12 protein-coding genes are annotated in these 19,542 nt (G+C 40.5%); all 12 read left to right on the top strand.

The annotated features are described in order from the left end of the window. The first annotated feature begins 9 nt into the window (after nt 1-9). The 12 genes from DX873_RS00900 (at nt 10) to DX873_RS00950 (ending at nt 19,534) form a co-directional block, all read left to right on the top strand. Entirely contained in the window at nt 10-984 is a 975-nt protein-coding gene (locus DX873_RS00900; protein WP_116182655.1) for a tail fiber protein, read from the top strand. After that, nucleotides 984-2,024 (top strand): hypothetical protein, encoded by a 1,041-nt coding sequence (locus tag DX873_RS00905; protein WP_116182656.1) that lies wholly within the window; start codon nt 984-986, stop codon nt 2,022-2,024. Before DX873_RS00900 ends, DX873_RS00905 begins: the two co-directional genes overlap by 1 nt. Then, nucleotides 2,021-3,067: a tail fiber protein gene (locus DX873_RS00910; RefSeq protein WP_116182657.1), complete on the top strand. Its 1,047-nt coding sequence runs from the start codon at nt 2,021-2,023 to the stop codon at nt 3,065-3,067. The genes DX873_RS00905 and DX873_RS00910 overlap by 4 nt, the downstream gene beginning before the upstream one ends. Then, nucleotides 3,060-3,638, top strand: coding sequence for an OmpH/Skp family outer membrane protein (locus tag DX873_RS00915; protein ID WP_232520826.1), 579 nt, complete (start codon nt 3,060-3,062; stop codon nt 3,636-3,638). The genes DX873_RS00910 and DX873_RS00915 overlap by 8 nt, the downstream gene beginning before the upstream one ends. A gap of 1 nt (nt 3,639) precedes the next feature. Further along, nucleotides 3,640-4,284 (top strand): hypothetical protein, encoded by a 645-nt coding sequence (locus DX873_RS00920; RefSeq protein ID WP_232520827.1) that lies wholly within the window; start codon nt 3,640-3,642, stop codon nt 4,282-4,284. Next, complete coding sequence (locus tag DX873_RS00925) at nt 4,281-4,889, top strand: hypothetical protein (protein ID WP_116182658.1); 609 nt, start codon at nt 4,281-4,283, stop codon at nt 4,887-4,889. The genes DX873_RS00920 and DX873_RS00925 overlap by 4 nt, the downstream gene beginning before the upstream one ends. Nucleotides 4,890-4,906: 17 nt before the next feature. Next, on the top strand, nt 4,907-10,204 hold the full coding sequence (locus DX873_RS00930; RefSeq protein WP_116182659.1) for a hypothetical protein: 5,298 nt from the start codon (nt 4,907-4,909) through the stop codon (nt 10,202-10,204). A gap of 44 nt (nt 10,205-10,248) precedes the next feature. Continuing rightward, nucleotides 10,249-14,832 carry an RHS repeat domain-containing protein gene (locus DX873_RS00935; RefSeq protein WP_181899412.1) on the top strand — a complete coding sequence of 1,528 codons (4,584 nt, stop codon included), beginning with the start codon at nt 10,249-10,251 and terminating at the stop codon, nt 14,830-14,832. Continuing rightward, nucleotides 14,833-15,063, top strand: coding sequence for a hypothetical protein (locus DX873_RS00940; protein ID WP_116182661.1), 231 nt, complete (start codon nt 14,833-14,835; stop codon nt 15,061-15,063). 96 nt (nt 15,064-15,159) lie between these two features. Further along, complete coding sequence (locus tag DX873_RS00945; protein WP_181899413.1) at nt 15,160-15,750, top strand: outer membrane beta-barrel protein; 591 nt, start codon at nt 15,160-15,162, stop codon at nt 15,748-15,750. A 122-nt stretch (nt 15,751-15,872) separates the two neighbouring features. Further along, entirely contained in the window at nt 15,873-16,031 is a 159-nt protein-coding gene (locus DX873_RS18795) for a hypothetical protein (RefSeq protein WP_181899414.1), read from the top strand. Further along, nucleotides 16,028-19,534 (top strand): T9SS type B sorting domain-containing protein, encoded by a 3,507-nt coding sequence (locus DX873_RS00950; protein ID WP_116182663.1) that lies wholly within the window; start codon nt 16,028-16,030, stop codon nt 19,532-19,534. Before DX873_RS18795 ends, DX873_RS00950 begins: the two co-directional genes overlap by 4 nt. The last annotated feature ends 8 nt before the right edge of the window (nt 19,535-19,542 follow it).

The raw sequence follows: 19,542 nt of genomic DNA on the forward strand, positions 1-19,542 counted from the left end.
TTTTTTTCAATGAATGCACAGATAACCAACATTTTTCCGGACGATGGAAATGTAGGGATCGGTACACTAGCTCCACAAGCAAAGTTGCAAGTTCAAAGGACAGGTACTATTGGGGGGGTGTGGAACCCGTCCAATAGTTATTTTACCATGTTTGATGGTGGAGGGCAGTATACCATAATGGACCCAAATGAATTGTATGGCTCCCATGTCTTGCATATCGGGACCAAGGATGGTGCTGACATAGTGAAATTTCGGTCGGTTTTTGATTCGGGTTTGGCAGCTGACCGGATGATTATAAAGAGCAATGGGTATGTGGGTATTGGCACCAATTCCCCAACAGGTAAGTTACATGTTTCCACCGGTACCAGTGGTGATGCTATTTTTAGGTTGGAAGCGGATACCGACAATAACAATGAATATGATAATCCATTGATTGAATTTAGACAGGATGGTACTGGAGTAGGAGCAAATGTGGGATTTTCGGAAGGTAACTTTGGGGGAAACATTTTTGGAATTGGCACTAGATATAGTGGACAAGATAGCTGGAATACTTTCACTATCAACACTCAAAACGGCAATGTTGGAATTGGCACTACTACTCCAGATGCAAAACTTGCTGTAAACGGTAAGATTCACGCCGAGGAGGTGAAGGTGGACCTTTCCGTTCCCGGCCCGGATTACGTGTTCAAAGAGGGGTATGACCTCAAATCTTTGGAAGAGCTCCAAAACTTTATATGGGAACATGGGCATTTGCCCAATATTCCATCTGCCCAGGAAATGGAGTCCAACGGTATTGATCTCGGTGAAATGAATATGAAGCTATTGGAGAAGATCGAGGAATTAACGCTATACATACTTCAAATAAAATCAGAGAATCAACATTTGAAAGAGTTCCTTTTGATTGAAAACAGCGATCGAAAACAATTAAATAAAAGGTTGGAAGATTTAGAGAATTTAATAATGATTAAAGTAAAGCAAAAATGATGAAAAAAATAGTTTTGATTTTAGGATGCTCTTTCGCTATTGGAATTAATGCCCAATGGACAGAAAATGGCAGCGCTATCACAACTACAGATATAGTTGGTGTTGGAACAACCAGTCCATTGGCAAGTTTCCATGTAATGAAGGAAGATGCTGGAGTTAAGTCACAATTTTCCATGTCCATGCTGGAGGCAACAGATGCTCAATTGGATATCGTTTCCAGTTCAGGAGGTACTTGGGGGTCGGCCATCAATTTTATAGAAGGGAATGGGGTTTCCAACACCAATGTTTGGTCTTTGGTAAGGCAGACCACACTAGGTTCTGGAGACTCTGGGTTACATATAAATTATGGTACTCAGAATCGTCATGATAATACAACCTATGTAACTTTTAAAAATGACGGCAAAGTAGGTATAGGAACCGCAGTCCCAAGTCAAAAATTGGAGATTTACAATTCAAATTTGTTCAATACCAATATGAATCCTGAATCCCAGGATCATATCTCCTTCACCTCAAATACCCCAGGGATTGGAAACTTTTTCGGTGGAATAACTTGGAAAACCGGATCGAGGAGAAGGGCGGCCATTGCAGCTGTCCAAGAACACACAGATTCTGATCATATTGGACTTGCATTTTTTACCCAGGGCACTGATGGTCCAGGGCCAATTTACGAGAGTCTTAGAATTGCGAGGAATGGTAATATTGGCATTGGCACCACTACTCCAGATGCGAAACTAGCGGTCAACGGAAATATCCATGCTAAAGAGGTAAAGGTGGACTTAATGGGTTGGCCGGATTATGTCTTCAAAAAAGGACATGACCTCCCTACTTTAAAAGAAGTGGAAAAACATATCCAAGAAAAAGGCCATCTCATAAATATACCATCTGCAAGCGAAGTGGAGGAAAATGGAATTCAATTGGGAGAAATGAACAAGTTGTTGTTAGAGAAGATTGAAGAACTAACACTGTATGTAATCGAACTGAAGAAAGAAAATCAAAACCAACAAAAAGAAATAGAGCAACTAAAAAAGCAGAAGAAATGAAAATAAAAACGTCTTTGGGCAGCTTGTTGCTATTCATCCCAATAATCTCGATTTCACAAACGCATGCCGACGCAAGCATAGAAAATGATCTATATGTCAATTACAATACGTATTCCAGTGGATCAACTGGCGACGGTAGAGGGAACCTCATACTTTTTGGCGATGGTAGTAATGGTGGGGGATGGCAATCTTCCATTAAATGGTCAGGAAGGGATGGTTTTAATAGTTCAACTAGTAGTGGTACAAGGGTAAATGCCGAAATCGGCATCACCAACGTGGGCACTTACGGGAAGGCAGATTTAGTATTCAAGACAAAAGGTTCCAATGATAACAACGCACCCACTCAAAAAATGCGTATTAGAGATAATGGAAATATTTCTGTTGGAAGCGAGATTTACCCGAAATCCCAATTTGTGGTAACAAGTAATTTTGGCGCAAATGTATCGGGTTCAACAGGAGGAAATGCCATTTTTGGTTCCAATATAAGTGTGGTCCAAGGCGGAGCTGACCATAATAAATTGATAACACCATCCAGCCATAATGGAAACTATGGCTATTCTGGAATGAGGAGCAGTTGGGGGAAATTATATTTCTACACAAAATATGGAAACACTACTCAAGGAGAAGTCATTACAGATGACCCTCGGATGATTATTGATCATTCTGGGAATATAGGAATCGGCACCACCAACCCAGGAACATGGAAACTTGCCGTGAAAGGCAAAATCCGAGCAGAAGAGATCAAAGTGGAGACCGGTTGGGCCGATTATGTCTTTGATGAGGATTATCACCTCCCCACACTAGAAGAAGTGGAAAAGCACATTCAAGAAAAAGGCCATCTCATCAATATTCCATCTGCTGAGGAAGTGGAAGAAAATGGAATTCAATTGGGAGAGATGAACAAGTTGCTGTTGGAGAAAATAGAAGAATTGACCCTATATACCCTACAGCAGCAAAAAGAAATTGATATTCAAAAAGAGATAAACCAAAAACTGGAAAATAGGCTGTTAAAACTAGAAAACGAACAGAAAACCCATGAATAATAAATCTAAAACAAATCACCAAAAAGCAGGTGCTTCAATGAACAAACTGGCACTGCCTCTATCCCTGTTGGCCTTATTGGCAAGCGTAGCCACATTTTATATTTCCCACTCCAAGTCAGAACTGGTCTATGTGGACATTAACAAATTGGTGGAAGGCTATGAACGGACCAAGGTAGAGCGTGAGTCCTTTAATAAAAAGGCAAGTACACTCAAGGCCAACGTGGACAGTTTAATGGTGGATTGGCAGAATGAGCTAAAGGATTATGAAAAAGAACGTTCCTCAATGACCAAGAAGGAATTGGAACTGAAACAGCAGTTGTTGCAGAACAAGCAACAACAGATTGCCAACTACCAACAGGCCATTCAGAAACAGATTCAAGATGAAGATCAAAAAATGACCCAGACCGTAATCAACGATATCAACGATTATGTAAAAGAATATGGTAAAAAGGAAGGCTACCGCATCATTTTCGGGGCCAAAGGTAGTGGAAACATAATGTATGCGGAAGAGGTTTCAGATTTGACACAGACCGTGTTGGAAGGTTTGAACGCAGAATATCAAGGAATCTAGTATGGGAATAGCAAACCGAATATTCTTTAAAAAGAAGATGGGGATTTGTGCAATGACAATTGCACTGTTGTGCTCAGTGGCGTCATGCAAACCGAACACTTTTGATTCAGTGTCCAAACTATGGTCTCATGTAAAGGATGAAGAGAATGGATACCATCACCAAAAAATGGTAGGCAATGTAATCTATACTTTGACTTATCGGCCCACAGACATCTTGGTTAAACAGGCACTTGGGGATAACTATACCGAGTTCAAGGTAGACAGTCTTAGGAACAAATATGGCGATTACCTGTATTTCAATCTAAGTATGAGCGCCAATGATCAAGAACTGCTCAACAGCAAGGCGAGTGATAGGAACGCCTTTGGAGCCATGGTGAACCAACTGGCATTTGGAATGGCAGAAAAGGTACACCTTATTGGTCAAAAAAGAGATACCATTCCTATGGCGGACTATAGCTATCCAAGAATGTATGGCATGTCCAATAGCACAAATATGTTACTGGTATATCCCAAAGATCCAAGATTGTTGAAAGGAGAATTCTTCCATTTTACCATAGAAGACTTAGGTTTTTCTACAGGAGAGGTCGGATTTAAAATCCCAACAAAAAGCTTAACCAACGAACCAAAATTGAATTTTAAGGTATGAAGAATGAACTAAAAATGGGATTGGCCTTGATAGGATCATTCATATTATCAAACCCAATTGTTGGACAAAAGGCACCTGTTTTGATTAAGTTTCACGATGGCCGTGTAATGGAAGGGTTGGGTAAGTTGAAAAACAATGAAGTTAAGTATTGGTCTCAAAAAAAAGCAAAACCTCAATATTTTTCCTTCCAGGAATTGGAGTCATTTAGAATTAAGCAAGGGGCTGAATGGGGTAGATACCGCAGTATTCAAGTGAAAAATGTGGAAGGACCGATTATGCTCGAATTGAAATTAGCTGGAAAAGTTAGTTTATATCAACAAAGCTCCCATGGATATATGCCAACTGGGCCTGGTGGTGTTGGCAGTGTTGGAGGAACCGGTTTTGGTGGAGGACAATTCTATGCCATAAACCGTTATTACCTTAAAAAAGAAAATGAAGAAGCCATACATATGGGTTCAAATCAACTTTTTGAAAAAAGCTTCAAAAAAGCGGCTTCAGAATACTTTAAAAATTGTCCCTCTTTAGTGGAGAAACTCCAGAAAAGGGAATATAAAAAGAAACACATAGAAGAGGTTGTAGCCTATTACAATAACAAATGCAATTAAATAATCAAATATCAACGATGAAGAAAACCAAATTTTCCCACAAAGTCATGGCAGTGTTTTTAACACTTACTTTTCTGCCCAGTTTAGTTCCTGTAAATATGTTATTGGCTTCCAATAATGGGCCAACAACACCTGAAGCCACAAGTTTTGAACCTGTGGATGCTACGGATATGGTAAACCTGTCAACAGGAAACCTCAGTTACGTATTACCATTGTTGAATGTGCCATCACCCGAAGGGGGGTACCCTTTGGCTTTGGCGTATCATGCAGGTATTGCCATGGATCAAGAAGCTTCATGGGTAGGGCTTGGATGGAACCTGAACCCTGGGGCCATTAACAGGTCAGTCAATGGCTATCCCGATGACTACAATTCAGCATTGTTGACGGAATATTTCTATGATGAAGGGGGTAGTGAAGAGGTATATTCCTTGTCTGTAGGGTATACATCACCTGAAGGACAAGTTTCGGTTGGTTTAGGGTTATCCTGGGGGAGTAATTTGAGTTTGGGAGGAACGGTTAGTGTAGGTTTTGGTTACAAATTTGCAGGAGATGCAGGCAGCATAGGAGGAAATCTATCCGTGGGGAGAAACACGGGATTTAGTTTAGGAGGGACAACGGCAGGTGGTCTATCATTGGGAGCCGGCGTTTCTGGAAGTGGTTTTAATGGATCCATTGGGATTAAAAATGATTCAGGGTTTAAGATTGGAGCCTCAACTTCTGGAAACGTTAACCTTGGGTACAGTGGCGAAACAGGGAATGGCAATTCAAGTTATGTGGGGATAAGCATGTCTTCATCAGGGGTGGGAATAAATGGAGGAGTTACTAATCTAACTGGAAATGATGTAGACGGCGGCGTTGGTGTTGGCCTCCAATTGGCTTTCAGTAACACAGTAAAAATGGGGGATTATGTCGTCAAATCCAGTGGATACAATATTCCTTTGGTGGTTCCAACTCCTATAGGTTTTTTTAGTCTATCCTTTGGAAAGCAGAAGTTTCGTTATTATCTGGGAAAAAAAGAAGAGAATTACGTAAATGGGCCTGTTTATTTTGCTCAATCTCAGAACCCTACGGAAATTGTTGATTATTGTTGTGTTAGAGGACCCAATAATGTTTGTATTCAAACTTGCCAAAAAACGATAACATTGGGGGAGTCTTTTATGGATATAAATGAATTTTCGATTGATAGCGAATTAATAAGTTCTTCAACTGATGTGACGAATAACAATCCTGTTTTTCCAAATTATGATCGTTATAATGTTCAGGCGCAAGGGCTATCAGGCGGAATGACAAGTAGGATATTTGAAAATGGGGCGCTGTTTGGTCTGACAAATCGGACTAACAGTGATGATTTTACATTGGATTATTTAATTGATGGTTCATCGACAGCGCCACCAGATCATACGCAATTCAACCAGACTCCAAACTTTTATTTTGATAATGAAATCAGCACCCACTTAAATACATATGAAGCTAACTTTGACTCTTCAACATCAAATAATACCATTATCACTGATTACTTTTCAGGACCTACTAATGTTACTCCAAATACAAGACGTAAAACTGGAAATTACATTGAGTATTATACCAATGCTGAGATTTTGGATAATTACAGCTCGATTAAAGGTTTAGGGTATTTAAAGCCTGCAAATACTGGATTTAATAGAGATGCCAAACCTCTACAAGGAATCGGAGCATTTAAGATTACCGCAGCGGACGGTAAAACATATCATTATTCCTTACCTGTTTATAATCACGAAACTGTTACCCGTACATTCGGAATAATAAAAAATAATAATGATAGCCCAAAGACTGAAAGTGATTCCTATTTTGAAAAGCGGCAATTGGAACCTTATGCCACGCATTGGTTACTGACTGCTGTGACAGGGCCTGATTATGTTGATAAAAACGCCAATGGTTATGCCGACAGGGGAGACTACGGCTATTGGACGAGTTTTGAGTATGGAAAGTGGTCCGATGCCTTTGTTTGGCAAACGCCTTACGGGAAAGATTATTTAACTAATCCAGATGATGATGATATAAAGACTTGGATCAAGGGGAGAAAGGAAATGTATTATTTGGATAAAGTAAAAACTAGGACCCATACTGCATTATTTGTAAAAGAGGAACGATTGGATGGCCGTTCTGTAGATTGGGCCTATAATTCTGTTTCCCATATTGATGACTTGAATCAAAACAGTGGTGACTATGTGAATCGCTTTACTATCCCCTCACAAAATCAGCTGCGTCTTCAGAAAATCATTTTGCTTAACGAGGAGGATGATACCATTACGAAACACTATGGCGCTTCTTCCTCCCAGAGTTTTACCATTTCGTTTAACGATTCTGAAAAACCTAGCGAAACGGTCTATATTAACATATTGGACAATGTACTGGATACAGGGGATAACATCTCCAGTATTCAAGACAAAATCGTTAAAAGTATTGAGTTCAATTATGATAACAGTTTGGTAACCGGAGCACCCAACACTCAAAACAGTTTTGGCAGATCTACATTGTTAGGAGTTAGTTTTAAAGGAAAACAAGGTATTCAATTGTTACCACCATATACTTTTGATTACTGGCATAGTACTTTAAGCTATAATGTAGATAGAAGAGATAATTATGGATACTATGAAAACCTTAATGATGCATGGTCTCTAAGGACCATAAATACTCCTGAAGGAGGCCAATTGGAAATTGAATATGAGACCAATAAATTTAAAAGCATCACTAATCAGCTGGAGTTTACGGATTCTGGGCAATACATTTCCGAATTTAATTCCAATAATTATGGAATTACGGATATCAAGTTGACCAATAATACAACTGATGATTTAGGAATTTTGTTAGGTGATAAGGTTTACATTGACTACACAAGACAGGAATGTACTGGCACTACCACCTCTATTAAATATTCATACAAAGGACTGGGAACAATAACTTCAAATTTAGGAGGTGGGGTTTATTTGGCATCCTTGGATGGGAACCAAACCACAGAATCGCTTAGTATACCATGTTATCACATAAATCTTACCCCCACAAACTCTGTTGAAGTAACATATTATCCTAGAACATCTGTACTTTATGAACAAGGCGGCATTCGTGCTAAATCTATTACTGCTACCAATGGGGCGGATACCTATAAAACGGTGTATTCGTATGGTGAAAACAAAAGTGGATGGGGGTATGTAAGTTATCTGCCTTTTGATTCAGAACAGCAATTGGAAATTCCTTATAGTGCGGAACTTCCGGCGCCAAGAGCAATGTATGAATATGTTTCCGTTGAGAACGAAGCTAATGGACAGCCTTCATTGATTGAGACTGTATATAGATTCAACGTGATGAAGGAGAAATCCCAGACTTCTATAAAATATGGCGATTTCTATGAAATAGAGACAAATCGCGATAACACATATACTGATGCATCAAACCGAGAAATAGATATAAAAAGCTATACAGTTAAAGACAACCTAGCCTCTATTGGACAGCTTTTAGAGGTAAAAACCATAAATAACGAGGGACATATACTGGGTAGAACTTCAAATGAATATTATACAACCCAGAATGTTCCAATATGGCAAGGCAAGGAATCGTACCAATCATATAAAGAGGTGGACTATGTCCCATCTTACAAAACTGATAGGTGGTTAATAAATGCTTCCTCAAGGATTCGCTATCCAAATATGTTAAAGTCGACTACTTCATATAATGGAGGATATTCGTATACCACAGAATTCAAGGATTTAGATCCGATAACAGGTCAAGCAACAAGGATTCAAACCACTTCTGCTAGAGGTGAGGAGATGAATGTGGTAACTGTGCCTGCTTATACCATTTCTGAATATTCAGAAATGGGGAGTAAAGTGGATAATCCGAGCAATAAAAATATGTTGGTTCAAAATGCCATGAGCAAAACCTATTACAATGGTTTGTCCGATTTGGTTTCGGTTGGAATTACCACCTGGAAGCCTTACGAATATACCTCTACCGAATGGGTAGGTGACCCACCTAATCAGGTCGCTCTGAATAGGAATCATAATGTTTGGAGAAAACATAAAAACTATACTTGGCAAGGAACCTCTAACTCAGATGGAATTTTCACTGGGTATAATGATTCAAACGATGATGGTTTTGATTGGTCTTTGGAGGTAGATGATATAGATGTTACTCAAAGTTCAGAATGGAAGCAACTTTCAGAAATTACAGCTTACAATGCGTTTTCTAGTCCTATTGAAGTAATGGATGTCAACCAAAATCTGGCTTCGACTAAGATGGGGGATGATGATTCGAAAGTTTTTGCAAGCGGAAGTACGAGCAAGGATAAGTTTTTCTATTCTGGTGCAGAAGATTTACAAGGGCCAAATTCTTCTGGAGGTGTTCAACGTGGAACAGCCTCTTTGTCATCTACAGCCCATACAGGATCCCATGCGCTTCAAGTGGATTCAGGAGAAACAGCTTACAGGGTTACAGTAAGCAATGGAGCTGGAGCAGCAAGGGGGTATAAAATTTCGCTTTGGACATTAACCGGTTCTTATACCAATGTTCGAGTAAATGTTGGGGGAACAAATATTAATTATGATTCAGATGAAATCATATCTGCAGGAAACTGGACGCAGTTGAATTTTTATACGGACATTCAAAATACGAAGAATGTTTATGTTACTACAATGGGTAGTACTGTAATTGTGGATGATTTCAGGATTCACCCTGTTGAAGTGGACATGACATCTTATGTTTATAATCAATGGGATGAACTGACATCCATTTTGGGGAGGACCAATCTGGCCACAAAATTTGAATATGATGAGGCAGGGAGACTGATTCGAACATACACCGAAGTTGGAGATACTCCATCCCTGACCGGCGGTTTCAGAATCATAAGTGAAAACCAGTATAATCATAAGGTAGCCAATGAGTTGGATGCGAATAACAATGGAATCATTGACAACAATGAGGTCTATAGTGATATGCAGGTGGCACAATCTGCTTCCAATGGTTACTCCAGCACTGGGGTTCTTACCACTTTACCAAGTGGCGGATCTGGGAATTATCGATATAGCTATGCTCATGGATTGGTAACTTCATCGGCGGAAGTCTCCGCATTGAACAATTATGGAACAGAAACAACCAATAATCAATTTACTATAAGTGCTACCATTCCCTGTTCTGGAGGGTCTTATGGTTACAATGCCTATGCGGTTAAAACTAAAATCCGAGATGTTGGCAGTGGAGAAATTAAGATAAAGGTGGCCTATTTCAACAAAGGCTGCGCTGACAATGGAGGTGGAGGAGGTGGAGGAACTCCCCAACAATAAGCCTTATAGAGATGAAATACAACACCAAAACTAAAATAGAAAAAATGAAAAAAATACTAATCACAGCATTGATTGCCTGTTTTGCAGGGATTATTTCAGTATCTGCACAGGATTGTACCAATTGTTTTGATGATGGACCTGATGGTTGCGGAAAATTGGGATATTATGATGGTGATGGTGATGGCTTTGGAACTGGTTCCCAAACATGTTTTTTTGGTTCAAATCCTGCAAATTATGCAACAAAGGGTGGAGATTGCAATGATAACAGTTCCTCGGTTTATCCTCGCAAGTTTTATGTGGACAATGATGGGGATGGTTATGGAGGAAACACAAGCACCTTTATATGCCAAGGTACGTCGACAGCACCATCAGGATTTTCTAGGAATAGCGGAGACTGTGATGATAGCGATTCTTTCATCACTATTAAGAGAACTTGGTATGCAGATGTGGATAATGATACATTTGGAGACTCCTCAACAGGGTCCTATGGATGTACACCACCCCCAGGGATGCAGAACCCAGTAACAAGAGGAGGGGATTATGACGATACCGATGGCGGAATTACTAATGTGCAGCCTAGAACTTTTTATTTCGACAATGATGGAGATGATTATGGGACCAGCTCCAATACAGTTTACAAAAGTTTTGCACCTACGGGTTATGTGGAAGATGCTGGAGACTGTGACGATAACGATATAGATATTAACCCGGAAACGCTATGGTATTTAGATGCCGACGGCGATGGCCTCGGGGCATCTTCTACCTATAATAAGGTGCAATGTACACAACCTCCGAATGACTCTAACGGAAGTTATGTGTTAAACAAAAATGATCTTTGCCCAACGGTTAATGGCCCTCAGGCCAATAATGGTTGTACAACACGAAATCCTTTAGTGGTCAATGACCGAGATAAAAACTGGATTTGGTCTATAGCATATGATACAGATAGCAACATTAAAGGAAATGGAATCAATTATTTTGATGGTCTTGGTAAGCCTACCCAAACTCAAAGTTTGGATATTAAAACAGGTCAGATTTGGGCAACTCAAACTATGTATGACTCCTATGGACGACCAGCATTGAGCACTTTGGGAGCCCCTATTGGAATTAACGGTTACTTCGAATACAAAGATGATTTTATTCAAGACAGTTCAGGAAATGCCTATAATCGGGCCGATTTTGAGACTAATCCCGATAGCCCGTCCACGGTTAATGCCCAAAATAATACTTTGGGTTGGTACTATAGCAGTAACAACAATAGAGAACCTTATCAAGATGTAACTTCTTACCCTTTTTCAAGGGTCATATATAGTGAACTCAACCCAGGAACCCCTATTAAAGCTATAGGTGGAAATAAAATTAATAACGAATGGCCACAAGGTTATACGTTTACCATGCAAGCAGGTAATGAACTTTCCCAAAGTGTCGCTTTTAATGATGCCACTTACGCCAACGCTGCCTACAAAATCAATAAAACAGTAAGCAGGGACCTACATGGTGTGGAAAATGTGGTATTTACAGATGGAGATGGAAAAGTTTTGGCAGCGGCCAGAAGTGGCGGTGCCACTTCCAGAACGGCTACGCTTACCATAGGCGGATTGGGTTATGTTGATATCCATGTGCCTTCCGGTAGCAACATGGGTTTTACAGTAAGTGCCAATGGATACTCCATCACTACACACGATTTGATTACAGAATCTACGGTAACAGCTGCCAATAGCTTGCCCAATGGATTTTATAGGGTTTCAGTAAATGATCCTGATTCTTATAACCCGGCAAGTCCGGTCACTGTGACCTATCATGAAAATTATTATGACTATGCATTAAATGAATACGACAATGCAGGCCGACTCGTGTTTTCATACCAACCCATACAAGGAAACAATGATGCCCGACGTACAGAGTATCGTTATAACAGTTTGGGACAATTGATATATACTAAGAGCCCAGACGAAGGAGTGGTGGAATTCAGATATCGAAGTGATGGACAGATCCGGTTTTCCCAAAATGCTGTTCAAGCAACGGCAAACGAATTTTCATATACCAATTATGATGAATACGGACGACCAGAAGAAAGCGGTGTGCTGCAAAGCTCACTTTTTACCACTGCGGATGTGGACGGTTCCCTCCCCTCTGGTACCAAAAGGGAAGTAGTGACCACGTTTTATGACTCTTTTCCTTCCCAGTTCAATACCTCCACCTATAGCGGGAGGACCGACCCTACATTTTTATCGGGGAATGTAGCAGCTACGCAGAACGACCAATGCACTACACTTTATAGTTATGATGTATACGGTAGGTTGGAATGGCTGGTACAGAACATTAATGGTATTGGGACCATAAAGACTTTGGATTATGAATACGATCCCATTACAGGAATGGTGACCCGGGTCATCTATCAAAAAGATGCCTCGGATGAGTTTATCCATAGGTATACCTATAACAATGCCAATGAACTTATTAAAGTGGAGACCTCTACCGATGATATCAGCTATGCCACTCAGGCTGAATATTTTTATTATGAATCGGGAGGGTTAAAACGGGTAGAGCTGGCAGATGGTGTCCAAGGAGTCGATTATGTATACAATATGGCCGGTCAGCTTAAAGGGATCAACCACCCAACCTTGGGCAATTCCAGTTTGGATCCCGGAGGAGATAGCAATGACCTCTTTGGTATGCAGGTGGATTATCATAATGCAGATTACCAAAGGGCATTGGCCAATATAGAGGCCACAGTGTATGGTACGGACCAGTTGAACGGGAATATTAAGGGAATTCGTTGGAACAATGACCCTGGCACTATGGTAAGCGGGGAACAGCGCATCTATAGCTATTCCTATGATCGAAATAACTGGCTTACCCAGGCAGAATACGGGGCTTTTATTGGCACGGGCAACAGCAATGCACAACCTACCATAACCGATAGCAACACCTATACCAGTAGTAGTGGAAACATAGATTTGGAAGCCACTCAAAGTATCACGCTGTCCCCTAATTTTCATGCACAAAGTGGAAGTGACTTCCATGCCAAGATTGTAGATTTGGATGGGTTTAACGAAAATGGCAGCGGAGACTATAACGTAACAGGTATTGAATACGATGCCAATGGTAATATTCAACGGCTGATACGGAACAAACAAACCTCGGGCAACACTAATGCCATGGATAATTTGACGTACCACTATGATGCTGCCAAACCCAATAGACTGACCCATGTAGACGATAGTAGTGGAGATGTCTCTGGGGCCGATGACATTGGTGACCAAGCAGCTAACAACTATAGCTATAATGCCATTGGGCAACTGACAGGTAATAGTGCGGAAGGCATTACCTATAGCTATAATGCCCAAGGGTTGGTCACTGAGGTGACCGTTGGTGGCAATACCCGGGTAAAATTCAATTATAATGAACGTGGGCATAGGGTAAAAAAAGAAAGTTATACCACAGGGGGGCAGCTTTCGGGTACTACCTATTATGTGCGGGACTTTACGGGCAACCCCATGGCCATGTACTATCGACCCAATGGGGGTAGCATAACCCTACAGGAACAGCCTTTGTATGGAAGCCAACGTTTGGGCATGCGTTATGAAGCGGACAATAGCTATGTATACGAGTTGACCGATCATTTGGGCAATGTACGGGCCCTCTTTAAAAAGAATGGCAGTAGCCCCAACCTTCAGGGTTTTACGGATTACTACCCCTTTGGGATGACCTTACCGGGAATGAACACATTGGGGAATAGTTACCGTTATACCTACCAAGGCCAAGAGAAGGATGGTGAAACCAATAAAGAAGCCTTTCAATTACGGTTATGGGATGCGCGGATTGGAAGATGGTTGACAGTTGATCCTTATGGGCAATTTTATTCTCCTTATGTTGGGATGGGGAATAATCCTATAGTTGGTGTTGATCCAGATGGTGGTTGTGTAAAAGGATATACCGATGATAATATCCCAATTCCATGTGACAATGGAACAGAGATTGGTCAACAGGTTACTGATGTTAATGGAGATATTTGGGAGTGGAACGGTGATCTCTATGCTATGAAGCTTGATGAAGTAACAGTTTTTTTTAATAGTAGTGAGCATAAGTCTTATGCTCGGAATTATTTTCTATTAGATAATGAGGCTTCCATGGGAGAATATAAAGCTGCACTAGCTATATCTGAACAAAAAATTCAAGATGTAATTAATGTTGTTGAATTTGGGGGATTAGCCTTAAGAATATCAGAAATTATTGGCTTATCAAGTTTGAGCAGATCTCTAGCTAAAAATGCAATTAGAAATAAAAGATCCTTTTCTCCCAAGACGAGACTTTCTAAGCCAGTTTTAACTGTAAATAGTGCCGGCGTTAAAATGGCCGTTGATATTTACGAAGATAATTATGTTATATTACAAGGGTCGGTTCATGGAAAAAAGACCCAAATTGGGGGTTATTTTTATAGGTTTGGAGACAAAGTAATTGTAGAAGGTGCGGATTTTGCAGGTGAAATAGGGATAACCGGAATAAGGGATTTGGCAAGGGAGTTTGCAAAATCAAATGGTGTTAAAAATGTCATTATTAATACTGGAAAACGTACTACAGGAGCATTTCCTGGGAAAACACAACATTTTAATTTTCAATTTTAAATGAAGAAAATATTCATTGTTTCATATAATCCATCCTTTAACAGATTAGATTTTATAAAGTTCATTTTTGAGAATACAGAGAATGGGTTGATTGAGTCTAAAAAAATTTTAGATGAACTTATAAGTAAAGAAAAAGTAACTTTTGAAATAGAGAATGATAAGGTTATAGATTTTATACACGGACTTCGTGAATTAAAGGTTTTGTGTGAAATTGACGAAACATCATCATGATTAATTAATGTTTATCAATTGTTTTTATTACCTAATTCATAACAACTTGTATTAGTAAAATATTTTAAAATAAGGAAACTTCATATGAACTTAAAAATGAGAAAAATTTTGAGCATATTCATTTTTAGCTTGGCGCTTATGTCAAATGCTCAATTAGATAACAAAAGAGTGTATGTTGGGGTCAATTACCCTTTGGCTGTGGGAGACAATGCCTTTGAGGTGGTGCAGGGCGGTATTATAGATCTAGAGGCCGGTTTTGACTTTGTGGCGTTGGGGCCGGTAAAATTGGGTTTTTCCACCAATGTAATGTTCAGTGAGGGAGACCCCAATGATCTGGGGGAACCCACTCCGTTTAAAAAGAGCAAGTCCACTTTGGTACAGCCACGTTTTAATGCTACCTTAGATAGTAAGGCCCTGCCCAAATTGCGTCCCAGTGTGGGCTTGGGCTATACCTTTCAATCCCTGAGCAACGACCTTAAACTGGGACGCGAGGATATGGGCTATGATGAAAAACCCAGCTTTGATGGGCTTAATGTAAACTTGGGCTTGCGTTATGATGTGATCAGTATCATATACATCAAGGCCCAATACGATTACATCCGCCTTTCTAAAAAACAAGGTTATGTGGACTCTGATTTTTTTCGCAACATTGGCCTGCTCAAATTTGGGATTGGAGTGAGAATATAGCATTTGATACGGTTATTTGGAGCGCGCAGCGATGAGAAACTTATATCAGGCATTTATTATTTCTAACAAGCATAGCTTGGAGAAATCTATGGATCAGAGTATCACTGAGTAAACAGGCTATAATGAACATAAAACACCTCTGGATTACATTGATATGTATAATGGCCTTTTCGCCATGCGATAACGATACATGCCCAAAGGGTTCTGTGGCCATTAAGGATGTAGAAGGCAATGTGGTGGATTGTTTTAACCCTGTTGAAGTCCATAACTTTGAGGAATGATAAAATGGTGCCTTTTGGGGATGCTGGTTTTGGGAACATTGCCCGTTATGGCCCAAAAACAGGCTGCTATCTGGTATTTTGGCCGTAATGCAGGGCTTGATTTTAACTCCGGGTCCCCACTGACCTTGACCAATGGAGCGTTATCCACACAGGAGGGTTGCGCTACCATCTCAGATGCATCGGGCAATTTGTTGTTCTATACCGATGGAATCACGGTTTGGAATAGAAACCATCTGCCCATGCCAAATGGGGCAGGACTTCTAGGTCATCCCTCCTCCACACAGTCGGGAATTATAGTGCCATCACCGGCTAATACCAATATTTTCTTTGTATTTACCGTTGATGAAGCGGGAGAATCAAACGGGCTACAGTACAACATCGTTGATATGACATTGGATGGCGGCTTAGGTGATGTAACCACCAAAAATGTACCGCTGGCCACTCCCGTGACCGAAAAACTGACCGCCGTGGAACATGCCAATGGCACGGATATTTGGGTATTGTCCCACCGCTATGGGAGCGATGAGTTTTTAGCCTATTTGGTCACAGGTACAGGACTTAATACCACTCCGGTGGTCTCCGGAGTTGGGATTAGCCACCCTATTCTGTATAACGGCCAAGGGGTTAGAGGATACCTAAAAGTATCTCCTGATGGTCAGTTTTTGGCCTCGGCATCCGCAGGTACAGTACACACTGAGCTTTTCCGTTTTGATAGCAGTACGGGTCAGGTAAGTAGTCCCATACTTTTGGATTCTTTTTTTCCACCTCCTCCCTTATTTGGAGGTAACAATCCCTACGGTATTGAGTTTTCTCCTGATAGTAGCAAATTATACGTAGGCAACACAGTTTCGACGGCTTCCTTCACATTTACCAGTACTTTGTATCAGTTTGATATGGGTATCTATGATCAGACAACCATTATTAATTCCGGATTGGCCATTTCTCCCCCCAAAAATGGGGAAACCGGGGCATTGCAATTGGCCATTGATGGCAAAATTTATGTGGCACACCATGGAGAGTCAAGTCTGGCGGCAATCAATGACCCCAATTTAAGTGGATTGGCCTGTAACTATCAGGACAATGTGGTGTCCTTGGGTGTCGCTACGAGTGCGTTGGGTCTTCCTCCTTTTATACAATCGTATTTTCTTGTAGGGTTTTCCGCAGACAACCTTTGCTTAGGAGATGCAACCGAATTTAATGTCACCTCAAGTGAACCTATTTTGAGTATTGCTTGGGATTTTGGAGATGGGAATACCTCTACGCTAGAAAACCCTACGCATACCTATGCTACAATAGGCACATACACGGTTACGGTTACGGTAACGACCGCATCAGATACCGCTACTGAAGTTAAGGATATTGTAATAACCGATACTCCCGTTGCAAACGCACCCCTTGATATAGAAATCTGCTTGGTTGATGCCATTGTGCCTTTCGATTTTTCCTCTAAGGATAGTGAAGTTTTGGGGGTACAATCAGCCACTGATTTTAGTGTTAGTTATCATCCCACTTTAACGGATGCCCAATTGGGGAGCAACGCTTTAGCTGTTCCCTATACAAATATGAGTTTCCAAGAGACAATATATGCGCGCATTTCCAGTATAGAAAACCCCAGTTGTTATGATGTAACTAACTTTGATATTTTGCTCAAACAAGCTCCAATATTGAATGTGGTGGACGATTGGACAGCCTGTGATGATGATGGAGATGATCAGTATGCTTTTAATTTGAGTATAAAGGATTCCGAAATCTTAAATGGACAAGATGCTTCAATTTTTACCATAACGTATCACGGCTCCCAAACAGATGCAGATAATGGAACTAACGCTCTTGGCACCAATTATACAAATACACTGCCAAATGAAACCCTATTCTTTAGAATAGAAAACGCAACCTACCCTGAATGTTTTGAAACGGGTAGTTTTAATATTGAGGTCATTGGCCAGGTGGTTGCCAATACCCCGAACGATTTGGAAATCTGTGACGATAACAATGACGCCAATGCCATTTTTGACCTTTCCCTGGCCGAAACAGAAGTGATAGGTGGCCAGAATCCATCAAATCTTGTGATCAGCTATCACGATTCACAAGCAGATGCGGATGCGAGTAGTAACCCTTTGCCAATTATCTACCCAAGCACACAATACCAGAAAATCATTTATGTGCGTGTGGCCAATATCTCGGATAATTCTTGTTACGATACCACTTCTTTTCAATTGAACATTTTTGATACACCGGTCGCACCGGCTCTACCCGATTGGTTGGTTTGTGATGATGACAACAATGGACAGTTTCTTTTCGACCTTTCCCAAAAAGCTGATGAAATCCTCACAACTGTTTCGGGTAGTATCCTTAGCTTTTATGAATCCCAAATGGATGCTGAACTGGATCAAAACCCAGTCGCAGGTAATTATACCAACATTGTTAACCCCCAGACCATTTACTTTCGATTAGAAAACAACAATCAGGAGGAGTGTTTCGATATTGGACAATTTGAACTACAGGTATTGGATTCCCCAACTGCACAGGTACCAACCGATATTGTGATATGTGATACAGATGAAACAGGAACCTATAGTTTCAATTTAAGTCAGAAAGATGCTGAAGTTCTTAATGGACAGGATTCAGCCATTTATGGGGTTACCTACCACACTTCAGAATTGGATGCTTTGAACAAGGCAAATCCAGTCTCAAAAAACAGCTATCAAAACACTGACATGTATGAAACCCTATATGCCAGAGTTGAGCATAACCAACTGGGTTCATGCTACGATATAACCAGTTTTGACCTTAGTATAAGTACATTGCCCCAATTGAATTTAGAGGGCATCTATGTTATTTGTCCGGACAACCCGGATTTGATAATTGATCCGGGAAACTTTGAAAGTTACTCTTGGCAGGATGGATTGGGCAACAATATTGGGAGCCAACGAATTCTCCAAATTGCTGATTTAGGCAGCTATCAACTAACTGTGACCCAAACAACCAATGGTATAACCTGTGAAAATGCGACTTTTTTCGAAGTGGTATCGTCTGGAGCACCTGAAAGTTTTGAAATCTCTACAAGTGGATTTTCGGATAACATTGAAGTAACCGTGAGCGCTGAGGGAATTGGCGATTTTGAATATTCAATGGATGGTGTCAACTATCAGTCCAATAACAAATTTGAGGTCTTTCCTGGAAAATATACTGTTTATGTCCGAGATCTATATGGATGTAGGACCTTAAACCAAGAAGTTACTATATTAGGATTTCGAAGATTTTTTACACCAAATGGAGATGGTTTCCATGAGAATTGGAATATAGTTGGCGCTGATGATTATCCGAATTCCAAACTTTATATCTACGATAGATATGGCAAGCTGTTGCAACAAGTCTCGCCGCAAGGTATCGGATGGAATGGGGAATACATGGGCAGACCTTTGCCGGCTTCTGACTACTGGTTTAAATTTGAGTATGGTGAGGGTGAGGTATTTACTGGACATTTTACATTAAAACGATAAGATGAAAG

The sequence above is a fragment of the Flagellimonas nanhaiensis genome, from assembly GCF_003382275.1.
In the GTDB taxonomy this organism is placed as follows: domain Bacteria; phylum Bacteroidota; class Bacteroidia; order Flavobacteriales; family Flavobacteriaceae; genus Flagellimonas; species Flagellimonas nanhaiensis.